Annotated in this window: 25 protein-coding genes; 20 read left to right on the forward strand and 5 right to left on the reverse strand. The window is 57.7% G+C overall.

Annotated features, from left to right (window positions below; translation table 11 throughout):
* Nucleotides 1-95 precede the first annotated feature (95 nt).
* The gene (dapE, locus tag CU103_RS28770) at nt 96-1,283 is read left to right on the forward strand and encodes a succinyl-diaminopimelate desuccinylase (protein WP_106667504.1); all 1,188 of its coding nucleotides are present in this window, start codon (nt 96-98) and stop codon (nt 1,281-1,283) included.
* 6 nt (nt 1,284-1,289) lie between these two features.
* Entirely contained in the window at nt 1,290-1,910 is a 621-nt protein-coding gene (locus CU103_RS28775) for a hypothetical protein (protein ID WP_245449056.1), read from the forward strand.
* On the opposite strand, the gene truA is transcribed toward CU103_RS28775, so the two are convergent.
* The 4 genes from truA to def are packed head-to-tail and all read right to left on the reverse strand — an operon-like array spanning nt 1,862 to nt 4,611.
* Nucleotides 1,862-2,647 (reverse strand): tRNA pseudouridine(38-40) synthase TruA, encoded by a 786-nt coding sequence (truA, locus tag CU103_RS28780; RefSeq protein WP_106667463.1) that lies wholly within the window; start codon nt 2,645-2,647, stop codon nt 1,862-1,864. The genes CU103_RS28775 and truA overlap by 49 nt on opposite strands.
* Nucleotides 2,647-3,144, reverse strand: a complete 498-nt coding sequence (locus tag CU103_RS28785; RefSeq protein WP_106667464.1) for a GNAT family N-acetyltransferase — start codon at nt 3,142-3,144, stop codon at nt 2,647-2,649. The genes truA and CU103_RS28785 overlap by 1 nt, the downstream gene beginning before the upstream one ends.
* The gene (gene fmt, locus CU103_RS28790) at nt 3,141-4,070 is read right to left on the reverse strand and encodes a methionyl-tRNA formyltransferase (RefSeq protein ID WP_106667506.1); all 930 of its coding nucleotides are present in this window, start codon (nt 4,068-4,070) and stop codon (nt 3,141-3,143) included. Before fmt ends, CU103_RS28785 begins: the two co-directional genes overlap by 4 nt.
* A gap of 10 nt (nt 4,071-4,080) precedes the next feature.
* The gene (def, locus tag CU103_RS28795; protein WP_106667507.1) at nt 4,081-4,611 is read right to left on the reverse strand and encodes a peptide deformylase; all 531 of its coding nucleotides are present in this window, start codon (nt 4,609-4,611) and stop codon (nt 4,081-4,083) included.
* A 113-nt stretch (nt 4,612-4,724) separates the two neighbouring features.
* On the opposite strand from def, the gene CU103_RS28800 reads away from it, so the two are divergent.
* Nucleotides 4,725-5,963 (forward strand): DNA recombination protein RmuC, encoded by a 1,239-nt coding sequence (locus tag CU103_RS28800; protein WP_106667508.1) that lies wholly within the window; start codon nt 4,725-4,727, stop codon nt 5,961-5,963.
* Here the strand turns inward: CU103_RS28800 and CU103_RS28805 are convergent.
* Entirely contained in the window at nt 5,960-6,922 is a 963-nt protein-coding gene (locus CU103_RS28805; RefSeq protein ID WP_106667465.1) for a cation diffusion facilitator family transporter, read from the reverse strand. The genes CU103_RS28800 and CU103_RS28805 overlap by 4 nt on opposite strands.
* A gap of 169 nt (nt 6,923-7,091) precedes the next feature.
* On the opposite strand from CU103_RS28805, the gene CU103_RS28810 reads away from it, so the two are divergent.
* The 17 genes from CU103_RS28810 (at nt 7,092) to CU103_RS28890 (ending at nt 24,975) form a co-directional block, all read left to right on the forward strand.
* On the forward strand, nt 7,092-9,107 hold the full coding sequence (locus tag CU103_RS28810; RefSeq protein WP_106667466.1) for a hydantoinase/oxoprolinase N-terminal domain-containing protein: 2,016 nt from the start codon (nt 7,092-7,094) through the stop codon (nt 9,105-9,107).
* 107 nt (nt 9,108-9,214) lie between these two features.
* Nucleotides 9,215-11,392, forward strand: coding sequence for a malate synthase G (locus CU103_RS28815; RefSeq protein ID WP_106667509.1), 2,178 nt, complete (start codon nt 9,215-9,217; stop codon nt 11,390-11,392).
* 8 nt (nt 11,393-11,400) lie between these two features.
* Nucleotides 11,401-11,925 carry a DUF3859 domain-containing protein gene (locus tag CU103_RS28820; protein WP_106667467.1) on the forward strand — a complete coding sequence of 175 codons (525 nt, stop codon included), beginning with the start codon at nt 11,401-11,403 and terminating at the stop codon, nt 11,923-11,925.
* Nucleotides 11,926-11,980: 55 nt separating this feature from the next.
* A complete protein-coding gene (locus tag CU103_RS28825; protein WP_162707226.1) occupies nt 11,981-12,775 on the forward strand; it encodes a DUF2066 domain-containing protein in 795 nt (264 codons plus the stop codon).
* A 60-nt stretch (nt 12,776-12,835) separates the two neighbouring features.
* The gene (gene tsaB, locus CU103_RS28830; RefSeq protein ID WP_106667469.1) at nt 12,836-13,525 is read left to right on the forward strand and encodes a tRNA (adenosine(37)-N6)-threonylcarbamoyltransferase complex dimerization subunit type 1 TsaB; all 690 of its coding nucleotides are present in this window, start codon (nt 12,836-12,838) and stop codon (nt 13,523-13,525) included.
* Nucleotides 13,522-14,025 (forward strand): GNAT family N-acetyltransferase, encoded by a 504-nt coding sequence (locus tag CU103_RS28835; RefSeq protein ID WP_106667470.1) that lies wholly within the window; start codon nt 13,522-13,524, stop codon nt 14,023-14,025. Before tsaB ends, CU103_RS28835 begins: the two co-directional genes overlap by 4 nt.
* Before the next feature lies 1 nt (nt 14,026).
* Nucleotides 14,027-14,878 (forward strand): lyso-ornithine lipid O-acyltransferase, encoded by an 852-nt coding sequence (gene olsA, locus CU103_RS28840; RefSeq protein ID WP_106667471.1) that lies wholly within the window; start codon nt 14,027-14,029, stop codon nt 14,876-14,878.
* A 10-nt stretch (nt 14,879-14,888) separates the two neighbouring features.
* Nucleotides 14,889-16,334, forward strand: a complete 1,446-nt coding sequence (gene miaB / locus CU103_RS28845) for a tRNA (N6-isopentenyl adenosine(37)-C2)-methylthiotransferase MiaB (RefSeq protein ID WP_106667472.1) — start codon at nt 14,889-14,891, stop codon at nt 16,332-16,334.
* Between the two features lie 21 nt (nt 16,335-16,355).
* Nucleotides 16,356-17,375 carry a PhoH family protein gene (locus tag CU103_RS28850; protein ID WP_245449057.1) on the forward strand — a complete coding sequence of 340 codons (1,020 nt, stop codon included), beginning with the start codon at nt 16,356-16,358 and terminating at the stop codon, nt 17,373-17,375.
* Between the two features lie 17 nt (nt 17,376-17,392).
* Nucleotides 17,393-17,890 (forward strand): rRNA maturation RNase YbeY, encoded by a 498-nt coding sequence (gene ybeY / locus CU103_RS28855; RefSeq protein WP_106667473.1) that lies wholly within the window; start codon nt 17,393-17,395, stop codon nt 17,888-17,890.
* A gap of 5 nt (nt 17,891-17,895) precedes the next feature.
* Nucleotides 17,896-18,984, forward strand: a complete 1,089-nt coding sequence (locus tag CU103_RS28860; RefSeq protein ID WP_106667474.1) for a hemolysin family protein — start codon at nt 17,896-17,898, stop codon at nt 18,982-18,984.
* 57 nt (nt 18,985-19,041) lie between these two features.
* Entirely contained in the window at nt 19,042-20,631 is a 1,590-nt protein-coding gene (gene lnt / locus CU103_RS28865; RefSeq protein ID WP_106667475.1) for an apolipoprotein N-acyltransferase, read from the forward strand.
* A 100-nt stretch (nt 20,632-20,731) separates the two neighbouring features.
* Nucleotides 20,732-21,142 (forward strand): helix-turn-helix domain-containing protein, encoded by a 411-nt coding sequence (locus tag CU103_RS28870; RefSeq protein ID WP_106667476.1) that lies wholly within the window; start codon nt 20,732-20,734, stop codon nt 21,140-21,142.
* A 182-nt stretch (nt 21,143-21,324) separates the two neighbouring features.
* Nucleotides 21,325-22,590 (forward strand): methionine adenosyltransferase, encoded by a 1,266-nt coding sequence (gene metK / locus CU103_RS28875; protein WP_106667477.1) that lies wholly within the window; start codon nt 21,325-21,327, stop codon nt 22,588-22,590.
* Between the two features lie 21 nt (nt 22,591-22,611).
* Nucleotides 22,612-23,310, forward strand: a complete 699-nt coding sequence (trmB, locus tag CU103_RS28880) for a tRNA (guanine(46)-N(7))-methyltransferase TrmB (RefSeq protein ID WP_106667478.1) — start codon at nt 22,612-22,614, stop codon at nt 23,308-23,310.
* A gap of 235 nt (nt 23,311-23,545) precedes the next feature.
* Nucleotides 23,546-24,496: a Bug family tripartite tricarboxylate transporter substrate binding protein gene (locus tag CU103_RS28885; protein ID WP_106667479.1), complete on the forward strand. Its 951-nt coding sequence runs from the start codon at nt 23,546-23,548 to the stop codon at nt 24,494-24,496.
* Entirely contained in the window at nt 24,493-24,975 is a 483-nt protein-coding gene (locus tag CU103_RS28890) for a tripartite tricarboxylate transporter TctB family protein (RefSeq protein WP_106667480.1), read from the forward strand. Before CU103_RS28885 ends, CU103_RS28890 begins: the two co-directional genes overlap by 4 nt.
* Nucleotide 24,976 lies beyond the last annotated feature (1 nt).

The raw sequence follows: 24,976 nt of genomic DNA on the forward strand, positions 1-24,976 counted from the left end.
TGCCCCTGATTGACTGCTCATAAGGCATTAAAACAGATGCAGAAACTATGATCCAGTGCGTGACACGATCCTGCTTTTCCATTATCGCTTTGGACATGAAATCCTCCGCTGATCCCGTACAGAACCTCACCAAACTCATTGCTTGCCCGTCAGTGACGCCCAACGAAGGCGGCGCGCTGTCCGCTCTGGAAGCCATGCTTTTGCCGCTCGGCTTTTCCGTGGAAAGGCCGGTCTTCAGCGAGGACGGCACGCCCGATGTCGAGAATCTCTATGCGCGGCTGTCCGGCAACGGGCCGCATCTGATGTTTGCCGGGCACACCGATGTCGTGCCGGTCGGCGACGAAACAGCATGGACTTATCCCCCGTTCTCTGCCGCCATCCACCAAGGGGAGATGTATGGGCGCGGTGCGGTCGACATGAAGGGTGGCATTGCCTGTTTTGCCGCCGCGGTGGCGCGCTATCTTGACAAGAATGGCGAACTTAACGGCTCCATTTCATTCCTGATCACCGGTGATGAAGAAGGCCCTTCTATCAACGGGACGGGCAAACTGCTGGAATGGGCCAAGGCGAAAGGCGAAAGCTGGGATGCCTCCATCGTTGGCGAGCCGACAAATCCGGACAAACTTGGCGACATGATCAAGATCGGGCGGAGGGGCTCGCTGTCCGGTACGGTTGTCGTCAACGGTGTGCAGGGTCATGCCGCCTATCCGCATCTTGCCGACAATCCGGTACGCGGTCTGGTAACACTGGTTGACAGCTTGCTTTATCCCGCCTTTGACAAGGGCACGAAGGACTTTCAGGCCAGCAATCTGGAAATCACCACCATCGATGTCGGCAATACGGCGGTAAATGTCATTCCGGCCAAGGCAACGGCGGTATTCAACATTCGCTACAACGACACGTGGACGGATGAAACCCTTATGGCGGAAATTCACAACCGCCTCGACAAGGCGTCCGGACGCCGCAAATTGCGCCCGGGCAAGAAGGAGCCGGTGAACTACGACCTGATCTGGCGTCACCGGCCAAGTCACGTTTTTCTCACCCATGACGAGAAACTGATTGGAACGCTGACATCGTCGGTCGAAGCTGTAACCGGCAAGCGGCCGCAACTTTCCACCTCCGGCGGCACCTCCGACGCCCGCTTCATCAAGGATTATTGCCCGGTGGTAGAGTTCGGTCTTGTGGGCAAGACGATGCATATGGTTGATGAGCGGGTGGCAGTCGCCGACCTTGAAACGCTAACGCAAATCTATGAACGCTTTATTGCGGACTTTTTTGCATGAATGTACATGGGTGATATGCCGGATTTTGATGAGATTCAGCGATATCTGTGGGGCGCCTGGCGGATGATGAATGGTCACGCCGACGGGCTTGACCTTCTCGATTTTTCCGAAGACGGCTTCTGGCAGTCATTCCATGCGATTACAATTTCGCTGCCGCCGCTCATTCTCGGCTGGATCATCTTCGCAAATGACATGATCGCGCTGCGCCCCGAAACAGGAAACCGGTTTTCCATTATGGGGCGGGTGGCTTTCGTTGACCTCGCTGCATGGGTTCTGCCGCTGGTTGTTCTGGCTTTAAGCGCCCGGCGGCTTGGCTTGGCCAAGCGTTTCAGCCCCTATGTCGTCGCAAGCAATTGGGGGACAGCGATTGCCGCGTGGCTCATGGTGCCTGCGACACTGGCGCGAGTCCTGTTGCCCGGCTGGCCTGGCTTGGCTACCGGTTTTGGCCTCCTGCTCTATGGAGGTATCATGTTCCTGACTTATCGCCTGACGCAGGTTGCGTTGAAGAAATCGCATGCCTATACGGCGGCGTTCTTTATCGTGCTGGTTGCCGGGTCGCTGTTTCTGATGATTCTGCTTCAGGCCGTGCTGGGTATTTCACTGCCGGAACCGGCAGTGATCGGATAGTCCACACCAATAAGATATAGTCCGTGAGGCGGTGCAACCGGGCCGCAGGCCTTGCGGTCGTGGGCTGCAAGTGCTGCGCTCACGTCATCCGCGCTCCAGCGTCCACAACCCACTTCGTTGAGCGTCCCGGCAAAGGAACGGATCTGGTTGTGGAGGAAAGACCGGGCGGAAGCTCTGATTTCGATGATTTCGCCGTTGCGTGAGACACTTAGGTGATCGAGCGTTTTGACAGGGCTTTTCGACTGGCACTGCGTTGCCCTGAACGTGGTGAAATCATGGGTACCGATGAGCCGCTGTGCTGCATAGTGCATGGCGTCAGCGTCGAGCGGCTTCTTCACCCACCAGGCGCGATTCGCTTCCAGCGGGGCGGGGGGGCGGCGATTGATTATACGATAGAGATAGCGCCGGCCGGTCGCTGAAAACCGCGCATCGAAATTATCTCCGACCAGTTCGACATTCATGATACCGACGGTTTCTCCAGCGATCACGAGATGTGCGTTGAGTGCTTCCCGAATTTTCGAGCTGCTCCAGTCCTTCGTCAAATCCACGTGAGCCACCTGTGCGGTTGCGTGCACACCGGAATCGGTGCGCCCTGCTGCGCCAAGGGAGATGGTTTCGCCGCAGAACTTGAAGATCGCCTGTTCGATGGCAGCTTGAACAGTGTGTCCATTCTCCTGCCGCTGCCAACCCGCATAGGGGGTGCCATCATATTCGATCGTTAGTTTGTAACGGGGCACTAAAGGGCTCCAAAGGCTGGAGCATAGATGAGCTTGCCCGATCGTGGCGCGTCGCCAAAAGCGAACGCCTGCAAATAGTCGCCCTGGTGCGCGCTCTCGAAGCCCGCCGCGCTCTGACGCTCATAGCCGAAGCGCCCGTAATATTCAGGTTCGCCGAGGACCACCGATAATATCTCCCCAGCAGCAGCCAGTTGCGCATGCGCCGTTCGCACCAGTTTGCTCCCTGCGCCTTGACCCTGACATGCGGGAAGGACTGCGAGCGGAGCAAGCGCCACTGCATCGAATTCCTGTGCGCCGGTCACCTTCAAGCGCGAAAACAGGATGTGACCGATGACGGTCTCGTCGTTCAGGGCAACCAGTTCGAGTACGACATCTTTGTCCTGGCGCAAGCGCCGGACCAGGTTTGCTTCATCGGTTCCCGCGAAAGCTGCCGCGAGGATGTCAGAAATGAGGGAATAATCGCCGGATTGCGCCGCGCGGACGGTGATGCCACTCATGGCAACCGAGTCCCTTGCACGATCTTGGCGCCGCGCTGAAATTCTCGCCCGTCCATGACCTTGCCGCCAGCACGCTGCAGTGAGCGCAGGCGCACAGCGCCTTCGCCGCAAGCGATGCGCAAACTGTCATCAAGCACCGTTCCTGCATCACCAACTCCGGTCGCAAGGATCGACCGCAGCAGCTTCACCCTTTCCAGGTTTTCGCCGATTTCCATCTCGCACCACGTACCGGGGAATGGCGCCAGGCCACGAATGCGGTTGTGAACGTCTATCGCGGGTTGTGTCCAGTCGATACGGGTTTCGGCCTTGGTGATTTTCGAGGCATAGGTGACGCCATCGTCAGATTGGGGTGTCAGAGTAAGGCTGTCACGCTCCAGCGCCGCCATCGCGCGCACCATCAGATCGGCGCCGGCTACGCTGAGCTGGTCATGCAATTCACCTGCTGTCATGTCCGCGGTGATCTTGACCTTCTCGGCCATGGCTACCGGACCGGTATCGAGACCTTCATCCATCTTCATGATCATGATGCCGGTTTCAAGATCCCCCGCCATGATCGCCCGTTGGATCGGTGCCGCACCGCGCCACCGTGGCAACAGCGACGCATGGCCGTTGTAACAGCCAAGGCGGGTTCCCTGCAGAATCGCCGGAGGCAGAATCAACCCATAGGCAACGACGACCGCAACATCGGCCTGAAGCTCGCGAAATGCCTGCTGCTCGTCTTCGCCCTTGAGGCTCTTCGGCGTGCGCACCTCGATGCCGAACTGTTCGGCATTGCGTTGTACGGGTGAGGGCGTCAGTTCCAGTCCGCGGCGGCCCGCTGGGCGTGGCGGCTGGCTGTAGACAGCGACGATCTCGTGGCCCTGGCCGATCAAGGCATTGAGGATGGGCACGGAGAAATCCGGTGTGCCCATAAAGACGATGCGCAAACTCATCGGCCTACACCGCCAGCCGGCTCGGCGGTCGGTCCTTGGCGAGCTTCTTGAATTTCTTGACCACCATTTCGCGCTTTAACCGCGAAATATGATCGATGAACAGAACGCCATTGAGATGATCGATCTCGTGCTGGAGACACGTCGCCAGGAGTCCGTCTGCCGCAACTTCATGGGCCTTGCCATCAAGATCGAGATAGGAAATCCGCACGTCCGCCGGACGCTCCACCTCCGCATAGTAGTCGGGAATGGACAAGCATCCCTCTTCATAGATATTGCGCTCATCGCTGGACGACAAAATCTGCGGATTGATTAGAATTTGGGGTGCTCGAGGCTCGTCTTCCTTGGAAAGGTCGATGACCAGCATCCGCAGCGGCTCGCCGACCTGAATGGCGGCAAGGCCGATGCCCGGTGCATCATACATGGTATCGAGCATATCGGTGGCGAACTTGCGCAAATCGGCGTCAAAGCGCTCCACAGGTTTTGAAACCTGGCGCAACAGCGGATCGGGAAGAATGACAAGCGGTTTGATAGACATGAGCATCACCTAATATCTCACCTTTGAGCCGTCAATCCGAAGCACAAGTCATTTGTAAAAATGTTCTCGTTTTGATCTCACATTTGCGATCCGAATCGGTTAGTCTGCGCAATATGGAAACTTCAATTTCACTCAATCAGACGCTGTTTCAACTCGGCGCCAGCTCGGTCTCTGTCGGCGCAGCTCTTCTTTCGGCCGCGGCAATCACCGTGCTCGTGGTGCTTTTCGCTGTCATCGCCGTGTGGCGTTCGGGACGCCTGCGGCTCGTCGCCGAAATACAGGCGGAAGACCGCGCACGCGATGCGGAAGCGCGCATGGGCGAAATTCTCAAGAGCCAGTCGGAAATGCAAGGCCGCATGCAGACCATGGCCGAGCTGTTCGGCTCCCGCCAGGCCGAGCTCAATCAGTCGATCCGCGAACGGCTCGACGGGATGACCAGCCGCATCGGTCAGACGATGACCGAACAGACGCAGTCGACGCACGAAAATCTGGCGAAACTGCAGGAACGGCTTGCGGTCATCGACACGGCACAGAATAATATTCAGGCGCTCGCCGGGCAGGTCGTGCAGCTGCAGGCGATCCTTGCCAACAAACAGACGCGCGGTGCCTTCGGTCAGGCGCGGATGGAGGCGATCGTCGCCGATGGCCTGCCGCAGGGTGCCTATGAGTTTCAGGCGACGCTTTCCAACGGCAGCCGCCCGGACTGCGTCGTGCGCATGCCGAATGGCGCACCCAATCTTGTGATCGACGCGAAATTTCCATTGGAGGCGTGGAATGCTATCCGGGCGTCCGAGAGCCCGGATGCCAAGAAGATGGCGCTCGCGCAGTTCCGCCGCGATGTGGAAATCCACATTCGCGATGTCGCCGAGAAGTATCTGATCAATGGTGAAACCCAGGACACGGCATTCCTTTTCGTGCCTTCCGAATCGATCTTCGCCGAAATCCACGAGAATTTCGAAGGCGTGGTGCAGAAGGCGCATCGTTCGCGCATCGTTATCGTCTCGCCATCGCTGTTGATGCTGTCCATTCAGGTCATTCAGGCCGTGCTCAAGGATGTGCGGATGCGCGAACAGGCGCACCTGATCCAGGGCGAGGTCATCCGGCTGATGGAAGATGTGGGCCGGCTCGACGATCGCGTTCGCCGCCTGCAGACGCATTTCGGCCAGGCCAACAAGGATATCGACGATATTCTCGTTTCCTCCGGCAAAGTAACCAAGCGCGGCCAGAAAATCGAGGCGCTGGAATTTGCCGAAGCTCCGGTCGGCGATGTCGCCAGGGAAGCGGAGTCCGCCCGTACTGCCGCATCAGCGACAGGTCAATTGCGCCTGCGCGTCGTCGATGGCGAGGACTAAGCTGCCCCGAGCTTCTTTTGCCGGGCTTCCCAGGTGCCCGTTGTCTGTGGCTTGATGAATAGCGTCACGATATCCGGGTTGGCCTTTTTCAGGGCGGTCTCGATGCGCTGGACACAGGCCTCGATCTGTGGCGCCAGCACATGATCCTCAAATTCGACGCTGAGACCGGCAACGATCTGTTTCGGTCCCATGTGAACCGTTAGAACGCCGTTGGCTTTTTGAATGTCGGGATCTCCGTTGGCGATGTCGAGAATTTGCTGTTCGGCCTCGGGTAGCGCTGCTTCACCCATCAGCAACCCCTTGCTTTCGCGGGCGAGGAATATTGCCGTCGCGCCAAGGACGAGCGAGATCCCGATTGAGGCAACGCCGTCAAGTTCAGGCATGTCGAAGACTTGCGCAGCCGAAATGCCGATGAAGGCGATGATCAGACCAAGCAGCGCGGCAGTGTCTTCGAACAGGACGGTAAAGACACTGGGATCCTTGCTTTGACGCACCGCCTGCACATAGCCAAGCTTGCCCTTGACTGTCCGGAATTCTTTCAAGGCAACGAACCATGACGCGCCCTCAAAAACCATGGCAAAGCCGAGCACCACATAATTGACGAGGGGATTGGCGGCCGGTTCTGGGCGCATGATATGGGTGAGACCCTCGTAGAACGAAACGCCGGCACCAACCGCAAAGACGAGAAGCGCGACGATGAAGCTCCAGAAGTAGAGTTCACGGCCGTGTCCGAGGGGGTGCGTCTTGTCTGCCGGCCTTGCAGCGCGGCGCAGACCGTAGAGCAGCAGGCCGCCATTGCCGGTATCGACGAGAGAATGAACCCCCTCCGACAACATGGCGGAGCTGCCCGTAAAGAATGCGGCAATGAACTTGGTGGCAGCGATCAGCAGATTGCCAATAATCGCGGCATAGATCACCTTTTTCGATCCGGCATGAGTCGTTGCTGAATGTGATGCCATGCTGCCCCCTATCCGCTCGACAACGCCAGATGGTTTGAATCGTTCCGTGGCATGGCGACCATGCGATAAACGCACGCGCCTGGCGGGGCTGCGGCAGCAAAAGGTCGGAATGGCGCTAGCCGTCGCCTGCTTCATGCGCTAACCCTGCCTGCAAATAGCGCAGGGCATCATGGCTGAATCCACAACTGAACAAGCGATCTTCCTCGGCATCGATACGGGCGGCACCTATACGGACGCAGTTCTGTGGTCCGAACAACGCGGAGTCATCGCCAAGGCCAAGGCTCTCACCACGCGCCATGATCTGAGCGTCGGCATTGCGGGGGCGGTTGAGCGCATCGTTGCGGAGGCCTCCGTGCGTCCAGCGGACATCAGGCTTGTTTCCATGTCGACCACGCTTGCAACGAACGCGCTGGTCGAAGGGCAGGGTGGCCGCATCGCGCTCGTCATGGTGGGCTTCTCTGCAGCCGATCTGGAGAAGGCCGACCTTGGAACTGCTCTGGGCTCGGATCCGGTGGTGTTCATTCCCGGCGGACACGATGTCTATGGCCGCCCCCAACCGTTCGATACGGCTGCATTGATTGAGGCGTTGCCGCGTTTGAAGCAGGAAGTCACGGGCTTTGCCGTCTGTGCCTATTTTGCCGTGCGCAATCCGGAGCATGAAATCGCCGTCCGTGATCTGGTGCGCATGGAAACCGGACTTCCCGTCACCTGCAGTCATGAACTGTCGGCCAAGCTGAATGGCCCGCGGCGCGCCCTGACTACGGTGCTCAATGCCCGCCTCATTGCCATGATTGACCGGCTCGTGGCCGCGACCGAAGGTTTTCTCGACCGGCGCGGCATCCATGCACCGCTGATGGTGGTGCGCGGCGATGGCGCGCTTGTCTCGGCCGCCTTTGCCCGGCACCGGCCGATCGAGACGATACTCTCGGGACCGGCGGCCAGTCTGGTTGGCGCCCGGCATATGACCGGCCTCGACAATGCGATCGTCTCGGATATCGGCGGCACGACGACCGACGTGGCGGTTCTGGACAAGGGACGCCCGCGGCTCGACCCCAACGGAGCGACCGTTGGTGGCTTCCGCACCATGGTGGAAGCGGTAGCCATGCGTACCTTTGGCCTCGGCGGCGACTCGGAAGTATCGCTCGATGACAATGCGATGGCCCCTAGCATCAAGCTCGGACCCAGGCGGCTGGTGCCGCTGTCGCTGCTTGCAACCAATCACGGTGCGGTAGTCATCGATCATCTGGCGCGTCAGGTGAAAGCCGCGAATGCCGGGCGGCTCGACGGGCGTTTCGCGCTTCTGACCGGCGTTCCGGCACAGATGGCGTCGGGCTTGAGCAAAGGCGAGGCCGAGCTCTATGAACGCATCACCGTCGAGCCGCAGCCGCTTGACCGGCTGTTGAATTCTGTCTCACAGGCGGCGACGATCAACCGGCTTGTTGCGCGGGGACTTGTGCATCTTTCAGGCTTTACGCCATCGGATGCCTGTCACGTGCTTGGCCTGCAGAACAACTGGAACACGGAAGCGGCACGCTACGGTGCCATTCTCTATGCACGGCGCAAGGATGGCGCCGGGCGCCCGCTATGCGACACGCCGGAGGAAGTTTCCCACCGTACATTTGACGCGCTGATCCGCAGGTCATCCGAAGTCGTTCTCGAAACGGTCTTCGCCGAGGACGGGCTGGAGGGGCCGGAGACTGTGGCAAACCCCTTGGTGCATCGGGCTCTTTCAGGCAAAAGCGGGATTGCCGGCGTCCGGCTCGATATTGACCGGCCAGTGATCGGACTCGGCGCATCTGCCCCGGTCTATTATCCGGCAGTGGGTGAAATGCTCGGCACGGAATGCATCGTTCCAGTCGATACGGACGTTGCCAATGCTTTGGGCGCAGTTGTCGGACAGGTGCGCGTGTCGGTCGAGGCACATATCAGCCAACCCGTGGAGGGTTTGTTCCGGGTCATGGCAGGTGAGATCGTCAGGGATTTCCAGATTGAGGAGGAGTCGATCACCTTTGCAGAAGGTGTCCTGAAGCAGCAGGCCGGGTTACTGGCGCTGGAGGCTGGAACCGACGAAGCGCAGATCAGCATTGCCAGAGACATCAGTGCTGCAACCGTCGAGGAGCAACGCAAATTCATCGAGGCCGTGCTGATTGCCACTGCTTCGGGCAGACCGAGGATCGCACACTAGATCATTCTTTCCACCAGGGCATAAATCCTGTTCACTATTGATGAATTGACGCGGAATGCTCCGATGTGTTCAAGGGTAGGATGACGAAAATCTTGAAGGAACCGATCATGGGCGAGCGTATCGAAATCAACGGGTTGCAGGTGGCGAAGGAGCTCCACGACTTTGTGGTCAACGAAGCCATTCCGGGAACCGGTATCGATGCTGCACAATTCTGGTCAGGGCTCGCGCAGATTATTGATGATCTGGCGCCGAAAAATCGTGAATTGCTGCAAAGACGCGATGCTTTTCAGCAAAAGCTGGACGATTTCTATAGGGAGAAGCGCAACGCCGGCTATAGCCAGGAAGAATATGAGACCTTCCTGAAGGAGATCGGGTATCTGCTGCCCGAAGGCGGTGCATTTTCCGTGTCCACGAGCAATGTCGATCCGGAAATCGCGATCACCGCCGGCCCGCAGCTCGTCGTTCCGGTGATGAATGCCCGTTACGCGCTGAACGCTGCAAATGCGCGCTGGGGTTCACTCTATGATGCGCTCTACGGCACGGACGCCATTCCGGACGAAGGCGGTGCCGAAAAGGGCACGGCTTTCAATCCATTGCGCGGCGCCAAGGTCATTGCCTGGGCCAAGGCATTTCTGGATGAAAGTGCACCGCTCGATGGCGCGAATTGGGCGGATGTCGCTGGATTTAGTATTGAAAATCAGGAGCTTACCCTAGGCGTCAACGGCAAATCAGTTACGCTCAAGGACGAAGGCCAGTTTGCCGGCTATCGCGGCGATGCCAAGGCGCCGGCCGCAATCCTGCTGGTCAAGAATGGCCTGCATGTCGAGATTGTCGTCAATGCCGGCCACACGATCGGCAAGAGCGATCCTGCCCACATTGCCGATGTCCTGCTGGAATCCGCGCTGACGACGATCCAGGATTGCGAGGACTCCGTTGCCGCGGTCGATGCGGAGGACAAGGTCGTTGTCTATCGCAACTGGCTCGGTCTGATGAACGGCGATCTCGAAGACACATTCGAGAAGGGTGGCAAGACGGTCACGCGCAAGCTCAATGCCGACCGCGACTATACCGGCAAGGATGGCAAGCCGCTGAAAGTGCCTGGCCGCTCACTGATGCTGGTGCGTAATGTTGGTCACCTGATGACCAATCCAGCCATTCTCGACAAAGACGGCAATGAGATACCCGAAGGCATTATGGATGCGGCTATCACCGCTTTGGCTTCCCTCCATGATATCGGACCGAATGGACGGCACATGAATTCCCGTGCTGGCTCCATGTATGTCGTGAAACCGAAAATGCATGGTCCCGAAGAGGTCGCATTCGCCTCCGAACTGTTCGGACGTGTCGAGAAATTGCTCGGTTTGCGATCGAATACGATCAAGATGGGTATCATGGACGAAGAGCGCCGCACGACGGTGAATCTGAAAGAAGCAATTCGCGCCGCCAAGGAGCGAGTCGTCTTCATCAACACCGGATTCCTCGATCGCACCGGCGATGAAATTCATACCTCCATGGAAGCTGGCCCGATGATCCGCAAGGGCGACATGAAGCAGGCTTCCTGGATCGGCGCCTACGAAAACTGGAATGTCGATGTCGGCCTCGAATGCGGACTTTCCGGCCACGCTCAGATCGGGAAGGGCATGTGGGCGATGCCCGACCTGATGGCTGCTATGCTTGAACAGAAGATCGCCCATCCCAAAGCTGGCGCCAACACTGCCTGGGTACCATCGCCGACCGCTGCGACATTGCACGCCACCCATTATCACAAGGTCAATGTCGCCGATGTGCAGGCCGGGTTGAAAAAGCGCGGCCGGGCAAAGCTCAGCGACATCCTGTCTGTGCCGGTCGCCTCGCGCCCCAACTGGACGCCGGAAGACATCCAGCGTGAACTCGACAACAATGCGCAGGGAATACTCGGTTATGTCGTGCGTTGGGTCGATCAGGGCGTCGGTTGTTCCAAGGTGCCGGACATCAACAATGTCGGCCTGATGGAAGACCGCGCGACGCTACGCATCTCCGCCCAGCACATCGCAAACTGGTTGCACCATGGTGTCGCAACGGAGGCGCAAGTGCTTGAAACCCTGAAACGAATGGCAGCTGTCGTCGACAAGCAGAATGCGGGCGATCCGCTCTATCAGCCAATGGCAGCGGATTTTGATGGTTCCATCGCCTTCCAGGCTGCCTGCGATCTCGTTTTCAAAGGCCGCGAACAGCCCAATGGCTATACCGAGCCGGTCCTGCATCGCCGCCGGTTGGAGCTGAAGGCCAAGCAATTGGCCTCATAGATCCGAAAATGGCTGCCCTGTACCGCGCCCGATGCCTTGCTCTCCTGATCATATCGATCGTGGGGAGTACAGCATCGACGCTTGCGGGGGAGGTGCAGGCAGAAATCGAGATTGTTGATTGGGGGTTGACCAGCGCCAAGGAAGTTGGGTCCGAAGCATCCCCCGATACTCCAACGGGATTGAACCGGTTGGTGGAAGGACCGGTCAACGTGATCCGTACCACGAAAATTCACGCCTGCATCGGGACGAGCTTCGGCATTCTCTACAGGATTGCCGGGATGGAGCACCTTAATGTCCTTCCCATTACGGTGGTTGTTCTTCATCCGTTGATCAGGACCCCGGATGGAAGATCGATGCAGAAGAGCAGCTGGCCCGATAGCGCCGCTCCGCAGCAGCGCTATGCTGGCTGGGTTTTCGAGGAAAACTTCGAGCTCGTGTCCGGCCCATGGACGATCTCATTGCGTGATAAATCGGGCGAGGAACTGATATCGAAGAACTTCGACGTGATTGCTGGAAACTGCCCGATTTCCTGAAGTGTTTGTTCTGATAGGTTCTCAATCAACGCGAGGACGAAAGATGTCGAACCGGATGAGCCGCATTGGAATGCTTGCATGTTTCGTCAGCGCACTCGTGGTGGTATTTTCGTACGGAAGTAATGTTGCCTCCGGTGCTTCTGATTCCGGTCTCTATCGGTCACAGGCCGTCGTCTCCGGTCAAGGAGAGGCCAACAGGGCCCTCGGTCTCGCACAATGTCTGGAAGATGTTCTGGTCAAGGTTTCCGGCGATCCGCGCCTGATCGGAGACCCAAAGGTTGTCGAGCTAACCGGGCAGGCGGCCGGGTTTGTTGCCAGATTCCGGTATCGGGATCGTATGTCGGGCATTCCCATACACGACGAACAGGGCTCTTACGACAGGCCGCATGATCTTGCCGTCGAATTTGACAAGGCAAAAGTCGATGCAGCTTTGCAATCGCTTGGTCGGGAGCCCTGGCTCTCAACCAGGCCGCGTGTCGTGGTGTTCCTCGCGGTGCACGGGAGAAAGGAGAGCTTCGCATTGACCAGCGACAGCGAACATGATCCCGATATGCGTACTGCACTCGCAGCGGCCGCTGAACGGGTTGGTTTACGGATGGCGTTGCCAACACGGACGCAATTCGCACTCAAGGGCAAGAGCAGGGACATACCAGCTGAAGATTTCGATGTCGCACTGACTGGAACCTTGGCCTGGAGTGACAGGGCTCTCGGCTGGATTGCAGACTGGCGATTGCATTCGCCGGGGAGAATATATCATTGGCAAATCCGCGGTGTTGGCTTCGATGACGCCTTTCGCAATGGCATGCGGGGCGCCGTGCAAGTTCTTTCCGGTCATGGTCAGCCGCAATAGATTGCTCGCGGCGATGCTGCCTACTTGTTTGCTGGCTGATTCTTGTTTAGGCGATGGCGCATGAAACTGCTTGCGCTCGATACCGCTGCCAATCTCTGTTCCGTTGCCATTCTCGATGTCGAAACCGGGACTATCCTGGCAGAGATAAGCGAAGATATCGGCAAGGGGCATGCCGAGCGCCTGATGGCGGTGATTGGGCAGGTTACCAAAAGGGCCAATATCGCCATTGGTGAGATTGGCAAGATCGCGGTCAGCGTCGGCCCTGGCTCATTCACTGGCGTCCGCGTAGGTGTATCTACGGCGCGGGGCTTCGCACTTGCCCTGAAATGCCCGGTGGTTGGCATCAGTACACTCGAGGCGCTGGCCTACGATGCAGCGAAACTGATCCCGGGCAACTCCATTCTTTCGATCATCGATGCCCGGCGCGGTGAGCTTTATGCGCAATTCTTCGGCGAGGATGGGTCAGCGCTGTCGGAGCCCATGGTGACGACCCTACCCCAGATTCTCGAACAATTGACGGAGCGTGGTCCTGACTATGTCCTTGCGGGTTCTGGTGCTCCTCTCGTCAATGAAAATCTGGATCGCCCGCTCGACGCTGCCGTAAAGGCGGCAACCGGCAGCATCGAAGCATTCGCCCGGCTTGGCGCAGTGCGTATTGCCGACCGCGAATCGCCAAAACCACTTTATCTGCGCGGACTCGACGTCAAACCCCAACAGGGCTTTGTCCTGAAGAGGCAGGTCACGGAATGATCGGCTTTCCTTTCGACAATCTGCGGCCACGCAACTTCGTTATCGAACCGCTCATTCGCGATGACGCCGCAAACCTCGCTGGCATCCACAGTCTGACTTTCCGTCAACCGTGGAGCGATGACGATTTTCATGCCCTGCTGGTTGACGATAATGTGTTTGGGTTCATCGCCAGGGAAGAAGGAAATCGCAGGGCCCAACCCGGCGGCTTTGTACTGGCAAGGCTCGTGATGGATGAGGCGGAAATCCTCACAATAGCGGTGACACCGCAAGCGCAGCGCAGGGGCCTTGGCCATGCATTGATGGACGCGACGCTCCGACACTTGCACAACGCCCGCGCCGGCATGCTCTTTCTGGAGGTGGATGAACTGAACGCCCCGGCTCTGGCACTCTATCGCAGACTGGGATTCAAACAGGTTGGAAAACGGCCTGGCTACTACCAAACGGCCTCAGGGCGCTCGGCCGCTCTGACAATGCGCCGCGATCTGAAACCGGGTCGCTGACATGGTGGCCTGGTTGCGTTTCATGGTGATGGCGACGGCATTTGTCCTTACGATCCTTTTCCTCGTACCCTTGCAGTATGCGTTCTTGAAGACGGGCTGGGGGCCGCGAACCAAAGCGCCGATGCTCTTCCACCGTATCGTGAGTCGGCTACTCGGTTTCCGTATCCATGTGCACGGGGAAATGGCGAAAGATCGCCCGCTTCTGCTCACCGCCAATCACACCTCCTGGACCGACATTGTCATCCTTGGTTCCTTGCGTGAAATGGCTTTCATCGCCAAGGCGGAAGTGGCAACCTGGCCGTTGTTTGGCATGCTCGCCAAATTGCAGCGCACGGTATTCATCGAACGGGAAAAACGTGGAAAGACGCATCAGCAAGCCAGTGTCATCGCAACCCGCCTTGCTGCCGGCGATGCGATGGTACTTTTCGCTGAAGGCACGACTTCGGACGGCAATCGCGTCCTTCCTTTCAAGACTTCGCTGTTTGGTGCTGCCCAGGTGGCTATCCGCGAAACTGACGTGCAGACAGTGACCGTACAGCCGGTGGCGATCGCATATACCCGGGTTCACGGCATTCCGATGGGGCGCGTTCATCGGCCGATCGTTGCCTGGCCGGGCGATGTGCCACTCGGGCCGAGCCTCATCGGACTTTTGAAGGACGGGGCCGTCGATGTAGACGTCTGGTTTGGCGAGCCCATGGTGATCGATGAAAAAAGTGATCGCAAGGCTTTGGCGCGGACCATGGAAAAACGGGTGCGCGCGATGGTGCTCTCTTCGCTAATGGGCCGCGATCTTGTCAACCCGTCGGCCGAAAGCAACGAAGAGGCTATTCTCAACGGCGACAAAAACCGTTAGAAGCCTGCTCATGGACGATATCAACATTACCACCGAGCCGGATGCAGCCTCCGGAACCCTGACGCTTTCGCCAGCGCTCGCCAATACGCGCAAGGTCTATGTGAAGACCTATGGCTGCCAGATGAATGTCTATGACAGTCAGCGCATGACCGACAGTCTGGCGGCGGAAGGCTATAGCCCGACCGATACGGCCGAGGACGCGGATCTGGTGCTGATCAATACCTGTCACATTCGCGAAAAGGCGTCGGAAAAGCTTTATTCAGCACTGGGTCGTCTGCGCAAGATGAAGGATGCGCGGGCGAAAGAGGGCCGCGAGCTTACTGTTGGTGTCGCTGGCTGCGTCGCACAGGCCGAAGGTGACGAGATCACGCGCCGAGCCCCGGTTGTGGACCTGGTCGTTGGCCCGCAGACCTATCACCGGCTGCCGCAGGCGCTCGCCCGTGTGCGCCAGGGCGAACGTGTCGTCGAGACCGATTATGCGATCGAAGACAAATTCGAACATCTGCCAGCTCCAGCGAAAGAGCAGACCAGAAGCCGTGGCGTAACTGCCTTTTTGACCGTGCAGGAAGGGTGCGACAAGTTCTGCACATTCTGTGTGGTGCCCTACACCCGTGGTTCGGAAGTATCACGGCCCGTCGCCCAAATCCTTAAGGAAGCCGAAAAGCTTGCCGATGCCGGTGTACGCGAACTGACGCTGCTTGGCCAGAACGTCAACGCCTGGCATGGGATGAGCGATGACGGACGCGAGTGGGGCCTGGGCGAACTGCTCTATCGTCTGGCTGAGATTCCCGGTATTGCCCGTTTGCGTTACGTGACCAGTCATCCGCGGGACATGGATGACACGCTGATCAACGCCCATCGCGACCTTGCCATACTGATGCCTTATCTGCATCTGCCGGTTCAGTCGGGTTCCGATCGCATCCTCAAGGCGATGAACCGCCGACATACCGGAGCTGACTATCTGCGCCTGATCGAACGCATCCGCGGTGCCCGTTCGGACATCGCGCTGTCAGGAGATTTCATCGTTGGCTTTCCCGGTGAGACGGAGGCCGATTTCGAGGCGACGATGCAGATCGTACGCGACGTTACCTACGCCGCGGCCTATTCGTTCAAATATTCGCCGCGGCCCGGCACACCCGGCGCCGATATGGAGAATCATGTCGAAGAATCGGTGAAGGATGAGAGGCTGCAGCGGTTGCAGGCTCTGCTTAGCGAACAGCAATATGCCTTCCAGCGCAGTCTCGTCGGAAAATCAATGGATGTACTGGTCGAAAAGGCCGGAAGGGTGCCTGGGCAGATGGTCGGACGATCTCCTTGGTTACAACCTGTAATTATAGATGTACACGGCGGTCGAATCGGCGACATTATCAGCGTACGAATCATCGACACCGGGACCAACAGTCTGATTGGTGTTCGGGAGATGAACTCGGCGAGCAATGGGACTATAACGGGCTGAACACTTTTTTAGGAGAGCCGTTTGAACGCCACCGAAAAACTGAAACCCGCTCCGTCCGGAGCCTCGGATCTGGCGCATATCGTACTGACATTTGATAACAACCGGCTGGCGAGTGCGCTGTTCGGCCAGTTTGATGAAAATCTAGCCCGTATCGAGCAGAAACTGGGTGTCGATGTCCGCTCAAAGGGCAACCAGCTTGCTATTCGCGGCGAGCCAGGCGCCACCGAACAGGCGCGCAGGGCACTCGACCAGCTCTACGAACAATTACAGAAGGGCCATGACATCTCCGCGTCCGATGTCGATGGCGCGCTCCGTATGGCGATTGCCGCCGACGACCAGTTGACGCTTCCCACTATGGAAAACAAGAGCAAGATGGCTGCCGCCCAGATATCGACCCGCAAGAAGACGATCTTTGCCCGTACACCGACGCAGGACGCCTATATGCGCGCACTTGATCGCTCGGAACTGGTGTTCGGCGTAGGTCCTGCAGGTACAGGCAAAACCTATCTGGCGGTGGCCCATGCGGCGATGCTTCTTGAACGCGGACTTGTCGACCGCATTATCCTTTCGCGTCCTGCGGTGGAAGCGGGTGAACGGCTGGGGTTCCTTCCGGGGGACATGAAGGAAAAGGTCGATCCCTATCTGCGTCCGCTCTATGACGCACTCTATGACATGATGCCCGCTGACAAGGTCGAGCGCGCGATCGCCGCAGGTGTGATCGAGATCGCGCCGCTAGCCTTCATGCGTGGCCGCACGCTGGCCCATTCGGCGATTATTCTCGATGAAGCGCAAAACACGACTGCCATGCAGATGAAGATGTTTTTGACACGTCTTGGCGAAAACGGCCGAATGATCATTACGGGCGATCCAAGCCAGATCGATTTACCCCCCGGTCAGAAGTCCGGTCTGGTTGAGGCGCTCAGAATCCTTGATGGCGTCAGTGGCATCGTCACGGTCAGGTTCACAGACGTGGACGTGGTTCGTCATCCGCTTGTCGCTGCGATCGTGCGGGCCTATGACAAGGAAGGCGCCAAGGCCTGAGGCCTTGCGATGAGATTTTGATCGATATCGATATACTCGTTGAAAGCGCCGGCTGGCCCGAAGAGGCCAAGCTGCACGATTTGTCAGTGCGCGCCATCGCGGCTGCCTGGCAACAACTTGACGGCGGTGAACAGCCGGAGAGCGAACTGAGCCTCGTATTCACCGATGATGCGGCGATCAGGGAACTCAACAATGACTGGCGCGACAAGGACAAGCCGACCAACGTCCTGTCGTTTCCGGCTTTCGCACTAAAGCCAGGTGGAAGACCTGGCCCCATGCTTGGCGACATCGTGATTGCCCGCGAAACGGTAGCGCGAGAAGCTGTTGATGAGGAAAAGCCTTTCGATCATCATCTGACTCATCTTATTATCCATGGATTTCTGCACCTGGTCGGATATGATCATGTGACAGAAGCCGAGGCCGAGGAGATGGAAGGGCTGGAGCGCAAAATTCTGGAGCGTCTTGCAATTCCAGACCCATATGCGCTATCCGTCATCGACGATCAATCCGATTGAGGACCATGTCTGACACGTCGCACCAGAACGAACCTGCCGCGCCCCCAAAGGGCATAATGGGGCAGGATAGTGATGCCGAAGGGCAAAGTATCACCAGAGCGCAAGGCCCCGAAAAGCGCTCGCTTCTTTCCACCCTGTTTCCATTTCTTCGCGCTCGCCCTGGAACGTCCTTGCGAGAGGATCTTGATGCCGCGCTGGCAGAAGATCATCATGGCGATACGGCGTTTTCGCCCGAAGAACGTGCCATGTTGCACAATATCCTGCGTCTGCGCGAATTGCGGGTCGAGGATGTTATGATCCCGCGTGCCGACATCGAAGCGGTCGACATCACCACGACGCTCGGCGACCTTCTGGAGATGTTCGAAAAGTCTGGCCATTCGCGCATGCCGGTGTTTGCGGAGACGCTGGATGATCCGCGCGGGATGGTGCACATCCGCGATGTCGTCAACCACATCACCAAGATTTCGAGGGTCAAGGCGCCGCGCAAGTCGGCCGCCCGCGCACCGAAGGTGCCGGTTGCCGCTAAGTTCAATCTTTCCAATGTGGATCTCACCAAAACGATTTCAGAATTGAGCCTGATGCGGCCGGTTCTGTTCGTGCCGCCGTCGATGCTTGCAAATGATCTGATGGGACGGATGCAGGCGCAGCGCATCCAGATCGCCCTGGTCATCGATGAATATGGCGGGACAGATGGTCTGGTTTCGCTGGAAGATATCGTCGAAATGGTTGTCGGCGATATTGAAGACGAGCATGACGATGATGAGGTAATGATCATAGAAGAGCCGGAAGGTATCTTCATCGCCGACGCCCGTGCCGACCTTGACGAGGTTTCAGAAAAGATCGGTGGCGGATTTGTTATTGGCGAGCACGGTGAAGACGTCGATACAGTCGGCGGGCTGATCTTCTCGATTCTCGGCCGCATTCCCGTACGTGGCGAAATGGTGCAGGCTGTACCGGGTTATGAATTCCATGTGCTGGAAGCAGACCCGCGGCGTATACGCAGGGTTCGGATCGTACCGTTGCGCCATGCGGAGCGCCGTCCGCGTGCGGTGCGGCAAGGCGCGGCCGACGGGCCGGCGGAAACGGACGAATGATTGGCGCAAGTCTCACCGTTTAAGACTGAGGGAAAATCAGAGAGGGTGGGACACCGCATGGTCCAGCGTCTGGCCGGAAAGGTCATTCTCCTGTCCGGTTGGAAACGGGTTGCTTTGGCGTTCCTCATGGGTGCCATGGCGAGTTTCGCGCTTCCTCCATATGATTTCTTTGCAGTCTGTTTTGTGTCGTTTCCGGTGCTCGTATGGCTGATTGACGGCGCCGTCGACAATGCCAGCTCCGGTCCAGTCCGCCGATTGGTGCCTGCTGCGATGATCGGCTGGTGGTTTGGCTTCGGCTACTTCGTCTTTGGCCTCTGGTGGATCGGTAACGCATTGCTCGTGGACGCGGCAAATTTTGCCTGGGCCGTACCCTTCGCTGTCCTTGGCCTGCCGGCGTTTCTCGCGATCTTCTATGCCTTTGCTGCCGCGCTCGCCCGGCTGTTCTGGAGCGATGGCCTTGGGCGGATTCTGGCTCTCGCCTTTGGTTTTGGCATCGCCGAATGGTTGCGGTCCTTTATCCTTACCGGCTTTCCATGGAATGCCATCGGATACGCTGCCATGCCGGTGCCATTGCTGATGCAGTCGTCCGTCATTGTCGGACTGCTTGGGATGAATGCGCTTGCGGTAATCGTCTTCGCGATGCCCGCACTTCTTGCCAGCCGCCGCGATCTCAAATCAGGTCTCGCCGTTGCGCTTTTGCTGGTCTGTGCTCACGCCGGATTTGGTGCCTATCGACTGCATTTCGCCCATAGTGATGCCAAGGGACCGCAAATTCGTATCGTCCAGCCGTCGATCGCCCAGGACGCAAAATGGGATGCCAATGCCCGGCGCGGCATTTTCGATCAGCACCTTGCCCTGACCGGAGAAGCGCCCAAGGACGGCAAGCCCAAACCGCAAGTGATCGTCTGGCCGGAAACATCGGTCCCGTATCTCCTGACGAAAGCACCGGAAGCGTTGAAAAGCATTGCCGACGTGCTGACGGATGATCAGGTCTTGCTTGCCGGTGCCGTCCGCATGGAGGAACCAGGCGGCAACGAAGACCCGCTATATTATAACTCGATCTATGCCATCGATGGCAGCGGTGAGATTACCGGCGCCGCAGACAAGGTACATCTCGTCCCCTTTGGGGAATACGTCCCGCTAGAGAATGTTCTGCGCAGGTTTGGTGTAAGCGAAGTTGTTGAAATGCCGGGTGGATTTACCGCAGGGCCAACACGGCGTTCCCTCACGGTAATGGAAAATTTCAACATCCTGCCCTTGATTTGCTACGAGGCAATATTTCCGGCCGAGATGGCCTACCATGGCCCATCTGCCGATGCGATCATCAATGTCACCAATGATGCTTGGTATGGCAATACGCCCGGCCCTTACCAGCATTTCCGGCAAGCGCAGTTACGTGCGGTTGAGCAAGGGTTGCCCCTTGTTCGAGCTGCCAACAATGGCCTTTCCGGCATCGTCGATCCATATGGTCGAATCATCGACGCCCTTGCGTTGAACGCTGTCGGTGTCGTGGACGCCACGCTTCCAGCGAAGGTTCAGCTACCTCTAAGTGAAGATATTATCCCGCTACAATTCTGGATTGTAATTTGCATGGTGTTGATTGCAATGCTGGCGTATTTTTTACGCCACAGGACAAGGGTTGGTTGACATTTCAGGCATAGGCCTGTCGAATGACGACATATTTGGCCCGTTGATATATTGGTGATAAAATTCATTTTCAGCCCCATTTCATACGAATGAGATTTTCATGTCCGATAATAAAAAGAGACCTAATCCAGTAGACGTACACGTTGGAGCGCGAATTCGCTTGCGCCGCAACATGATAGGAATGAGCCAGGAGAAACTTGGTGAAAGCCTCGGAATAACGTTCCAGCAAATCCAGAAATACGAAAAGGGCATGAATCGCGTCGGTGCGAGCCGATTGCAAGCCATTGGCAATATTCTCAATGTTCCGGTCACGTTTTTCTTTGATGACATGCCGGGTCAATCGGACAAGCCCAAGGGATTCGATGAAGAAAGCGAGACTACCTATGTGGTGGGCTTTCTCAATAGCTCGGAAGGCATTCAGCTTGCCCGGGCCTTCGCGAAAATCACGGATGCGAAAGTCCGGCGGAAGATACTTGATCTGGTTCGGACATTGGGTGACGAGGAAGAGTGATCAGCTAAAAATTCGGCACGGCCGTTGAACGCATTCTTACCCGTTGCGCAAAAATATTCTCAATGTACCGTTTGTTTGAAAATGAAACCAATTGACTGAACCCCTCTACCTTGGCAAAGACTACGCAGCTCCGCTCAGACTTGGTCAGGCGGGCGTTCGGTTGCTTTCAAGAGGGGTTCCCCGTGACACGCAGTTCTTATCTTTTTACCAGTGAGTCCGTATCGGAAGGTCATCCAGACAAAGTCTGCGATCGCATTTCCGATGAAATCGTCGACATGATTTACAAAGAGGCAAAGAAGACGGGCGTTGATCCGTGGACTGTGCGCATTGCTTGCGAAACGCTGGCAACCACCAACCGGGTCGTAATTGCCGGTGAGGTACGTGTACCTGATACGCTTCTGAAGAAAGACAAAAGCGGTGCCGTCCTGAAAGACGCAAAGGGCCATCCGGTCATTAATCCATCACGATTCCGCGCCGCAGCTCGCCGCGCCATTCGCGATATCGGCTATGAACAGGACGGCTTTAACTGGAAGACTGCGAAGATCGAGGTCCTCTTGCATCCGCAATCCGCGGATATCGCCCAAGGCGTCGACAACGCTGCCGACCGTCAGGGCGAAGAAGGTGCCGGCGATCAGGGCATCATGTTCGGTTATGCCTGCCGTGAAACACCGGATCTCATGCCGGCTCCGATCTATTATTCCCACAAGATTCTCGAACTTCTGGCTGCTGCCCGCCACAAGGGTGAGGGCGACGCCGGTAAGCTTGGACCGGACGCAAAGAGCCAGGTCACGGTTCGCTACGTCGATGGCGTTGCAGCTGAAACGACCCAGATCGTTCTGTCGACGCAGCATCTCGATGCGAGCTGGGATTCCAAGAAGGTTCGCAAGGTCGTCGAGCCTTACATTCGTGAAGCCCTGGGCGACCTGAAGATTGCCGATGATTGCGTCTGGTACATCAACCCGACCGGCAAGTTCGTCATTGGCGGTCCGGATGGTGATGCCGGCCTGACCGGCCGCAAGATTATCGTCGACACCTATGGTGGTGCTGCTCCCCATGGTGGCGGTGCATTCTCCGGCAAGGACACGACCAAAGTTGACCGTTCGGCCGCTTACGCTGCACGCTATCTGGCAAAGAACGTCGTTGCTGCCGGCTTTGCCGACCGCTGCACGATCCAGCTTTCCTATGCGATCGGTGTCGCCCAGCCGCTGTCGGTCTATGTTGATCTGCACGGAACGGGTAACGTGCAGGAGGATGCGGTTGAAGCGGCCCTGCGCAAGGTCATGGACCTTTCGCCTTCAGGCATCCGCAAGCATCTCGACCTCAACAAGCCGATCTATGCCAAGACGTCCGCCTACGGTCATTTTGGCCGCAAGCCCGGCCGCGACGGCTCCTTCTCCTGGGAGAAGACTGATCTGGCGAAGCAGCTGAAGTCTGCTCTGGCCGCGTAAGCAGCCATTGCGAATAAACCGATGAGTGAACCAAGGCGCGAGCGTTCGACGGAAGCATTCTTCGGGAGAAGAAGTGGTAAAGCGCTGCGTCCCATGCAGCGCTCTATCCGCGATGAATTGCTGCCGCTGCTCAAACTCGATCTGAACACACCGGCATCTGCCGACCTTCGCAGTCTGTTTACTGCGGAGGTCGAGACGGTTCGGATGGAAATCGGCTTCGGCGGTGGTGAGCATCTGTTGCACGAAGCATCGCGCTGCCCCAAATCCGGATTTATCGGCGTCGAGCCGTTCGTCAACAGCATGGCGAAACTGGTTGTCGATCTGCATGAAAATCCGCTGCAGAATATCCGTCTCTACGACGATGATGCAACACAGGTACTTGATTGGCTGCCGGCCGCATCGCTGGACGGCATCGATCTATTCTACCCTGACCCCTGGCCAAAGAAGAAACACTGGAAGCGCCGCTTCGTAAGCCAGAAAAATCTCGACCGCTTTGCCCGTGTCCTGAAATCAGGAAGCCGTTTCCGTTTTGCTTCGGATATCGATACGTATGTGAACTGGACGCTGCAGCACTGCCGTGCCCACGAGGAATTCGATTGGCAAGCCGAGACTTCGGCTGACTGGCACACGCCCTACGAAGCGTGGCCCGGCACGCGCTACGAACAGAAGGCCCATCGTGAAGGCAGGATCGGCGCCTATCTGACGTTCCTGCGGCGCTAGGACATTCTCGGCTCCCCTTCAATTTGTTTTGCATTTCGCGTGACAGCTTCCTGACAGTTTTCTAGTATCATTTTACGGATGAGGAGACTGCTGGGAGGCTGTCCATACATTCATATCGTGAAGTCTCGGTTTGGTATGCATTTGCCAAACCAGCTTTGACTTTCGGCATCTTCCCGCTTCTTCACAGACCTATCAAAAACCGATGGCCGATGGCCATCATGGGAGGACTTCCAGAATGCGTAAGATGTTGCTTGCTTTTGTTGCCGCCGGAGCGATGGTTCTGTCCGGCCAGGCTTTTGCCGCCGACTACAAAATCATGGCTCCCGCAGCGCCAGGCGGCGGTTGGGACCAGACCGCACGCACGATCCAGACCGCAATGCAGGACGAAAAAATCTCCGGCAGCGTTCAGGTGGTCAATGTACCGGGTGCCGGTGGTACGATTGGCCTGGCACAGTTTGCCAACTCAGCCAAGGGTGATCCATCCCAGCTGATCGTTGGCGGCTATGTCATGGTCGGCGCTATCTTGACCAATGCCTCGCCGGTAACACTCGACCAGGTTACGCCGATTGCGCGTCTGACCGGTGAGTTTGAAGCCCTGGTCGTTCCGGCTGCATCGCCGATCAAATCCATGGCCGATCTCGTCGAGAAGCTGAAGGCCGATCCCGGTGCTGTTTCCTGGGGCGGCGGGTCCGCGGGCGGCACTGACCACATCACTGCTGGTCTGATCGCAAAGGCCGCCGGCGTCGACCCGACGAAGGTCAACTATATTGCCTTCTCCGGTGGCGGCGAAGCATTGGCTGCCATTCTCGGCGGCCAGGTTACAGTCGGCATTTCCGGTTACGGAGAATTCGAATCGCAGATCAAGTCGGGGGCCCTGCGCATCATCGGCATCTCGAGCGATGCCAAGGTCGAAGGCATCGATGCGCCCACATTCAAGGAAGCTGGCGTTGACGTTTCCATCCAGAACTGGCGCATGGTCGCAGCAGCTCCGGGCATTTCCGCGGAACAGGAAGCAGCAATCGGCGCCGACGTGGAAAAGCTGGTGAAGTCGAAGAGCTGGCAGGATCAGCTCAAGGCCAAGGGCTGGGCTGATACCTATCTCGCCGGCGATGCCTTCAAGGCACAGCTGGCAAAGGATACCGAAGCAACATCGGCAATCCTGAAAGATATTGGCCTGGTAAAATGACGCAAGAGTCACCGACATCCGAAACGCGCCGCCCTGACCGGGCGGCGCTGGTGATTGCCGCCATTATTGCGATACTTGCGGCGGTGATCGTCTACAGTACGGCGACAGCACATGGTGGAAGCGCCACCAGAATCGGTCCGTCGGCCTTCCCCTATGCCATTGCTGGTTGCCTCTTCGTTCTCTCGATCTGGACGGCCTTCGAAGCGATGCGTGGCGATTTTCCCGCGCGGGAAGAACAGGAAATTCAGCCTGTTATCTGGGTAATCGGTGGTTTGGCAGCCCAGATGCTGCTGCTGCATATCACGGGCTTTTCCATTGCGACCGGACTGCTGTTTGCCGCGACCGCACGCGGTTTTGGCAAGGGTCCGCTGTGGATGACAATTCCCATCGGCATAATTCTGTCATTCATCGTCTGGGTCATTTTCGCCAAGGGGCTGCAATTGTCGCTCCCTGCCGGGCCACTTGAACGTCTCATTTAAG

Origin of the sequence: Phyllobacterium sophorae (assembly GCF_003010965.1) — a bacterium.
GTDB lineage: Bacteria > Pseudomonadota > Alphaproteobacteria > Rhizobiales > Rhizobiaceae > Phyllobacterium > Phyllobacterium sophorae.

What these genes read in the sequence shown, in the direction of transcription:
- CU103_RS28870 (WP_106667476.1), top strand. Translation starts at nt 20,732, where the DNA reads ATGTCCGATAATAAAAAGAGACCTAATCCAGTAGACGTACACGTTGGA.
- CU103_RS28885 (WP_106667479.1), top strand. Translation starts at nt 23,546, where the DNA reads ATGCGTAAGATGTTGCTTGCTTTTGTTGCCGCCGGAGCGATGGTTCTG.
- CU103_RS28815 (WP_106667509.1), top strand. Translation starts at nt 9,215, where the DNA reads ATGGGCGAGCGTATCGAAATCAACGGGTTGCAGGTGGCGAAGGAGCTC.
- CU103_RS28835 (WP_106667470.1), top strand. Translation starts at nt 13,522, where the DNA reads ATGATCGGCTTTCCTTTCGACAATCTGCGGCCACGCAACTTCGTTATC.
- def (WP_106667507.1), bottom strand. Translation starts at nt 4,611, where the DNA reads ATGTCTATCAAACCGCTTGTCATTCTTCCCGATCCGCTGTTGCGCCAG.
- miaB (WP_106667472.1), top strand. Translation starts at nt 14,889, where the DNA reads ATGGACGATATCAACATTACCACCGAGCCGGATGCAGCCTCCGGAACC.
- CU103_RS28805 (WP_106667465.1), bottom strand. Translation starts at nt 6,922, where the DNA reads ATGGCATCACATTCAGCAACGACTCATGCCGGATCGAAAAAGGTGATC.
- CU103_RS28775 (WP_245449056.1), top strand. Translation starts at nt 1,290, where the DNA reads ATGGGTGATATGCCGGATTTTGATGAGATTCAGCGATATCTGTGGGGC.
- CU103_RS28825 (WP_162707226.1), top strand. Translation starts at nt 11,981, where the DNA reads ATGAGCCGCATTGGAATGCTTGCATGTTTCGTCAGCGCACTCGTGGTG.
- olsA (WP_106667471.1), top strand. Translation starts at nt 14,027, where the DNA reads ATGGTGGCCTGGTTGCGTTTCATGGTGATGGCGACGGCATTTGTCCTT.
- CU103_RS28860 (WP_106667474.1), top strand. Translation starts at nt 17,896, where the DNA reads ATGTCTGACACGTCGCACCAGAACGAACCTGCCGCGCCCCCAAAGGGC.
- CU103_RS28820 (WP_106667467.1), top strand. Translation starts at nt 11,401, where the DNA reads ATGGCTGCCCTGTACCGCGCCCGATGCCTTGCTCTCCTGATCATATCG.
- lnt (WP_106667475.1), top strand. Translation starts at nt 19,042, where the DNA reads ATGGTCCAGCGTCTGGCCGGAAAGGTCATTCTCCTGTCCGGTTGGAAA.
- dapE (WP_106667504.1), top strand. Translation starts at nt 96, where the DNA reads ATGAAATCCTCCGCTGATCCCGTACAGAACCTCACCAAACTCATTGCT.
- CU103_RS28785 (WP_106667464.1), bottom strand. Translation starts at nt 3,144, where the DNA reads ATGAGTGGCATCACCGTCCGCGCGGCGCAATCCGGCGATTATTCCCTC.
- CU103_RS28810 (WP_106667466.1), top strand. Translation starts at nt 7,092, where the DNA reads ATGGCTGAATCCACAACTGAACAAGCGATCTTCCTCGGCATCGATACG.
- CU103_RS28890 (WP_106667480.1), top strand. Translation starts at nt 24,493, where the DNA reads ATGACGCAAGAGTCACCGACATCCGAAACGCGCCGCCCTGACCGGGCG.
- trmB (WP_106667478.1), top strand. Translation starts at nt 22,612, where the DNA reads ATGAGTGAACCAAGGCGCGAGCGTTCGACGGAAGCATTCTTCGGGAGA.
- CU103_RS28800 (WP_106667508.1), top strand. Translation starts at nt 4,725, where the DNA reads ATGGAAACTTCAATTTCACTCAATCAGACGCTGTTTCAACTCGGCGCC.
- tsaB (WP_106667469.1), top strand. Translation starts at nt 12,836, where the DNA reads ATGAAACTGCTTGCGCTCGATACCGCTGCCAATCTCTGTTCCGTTGCC.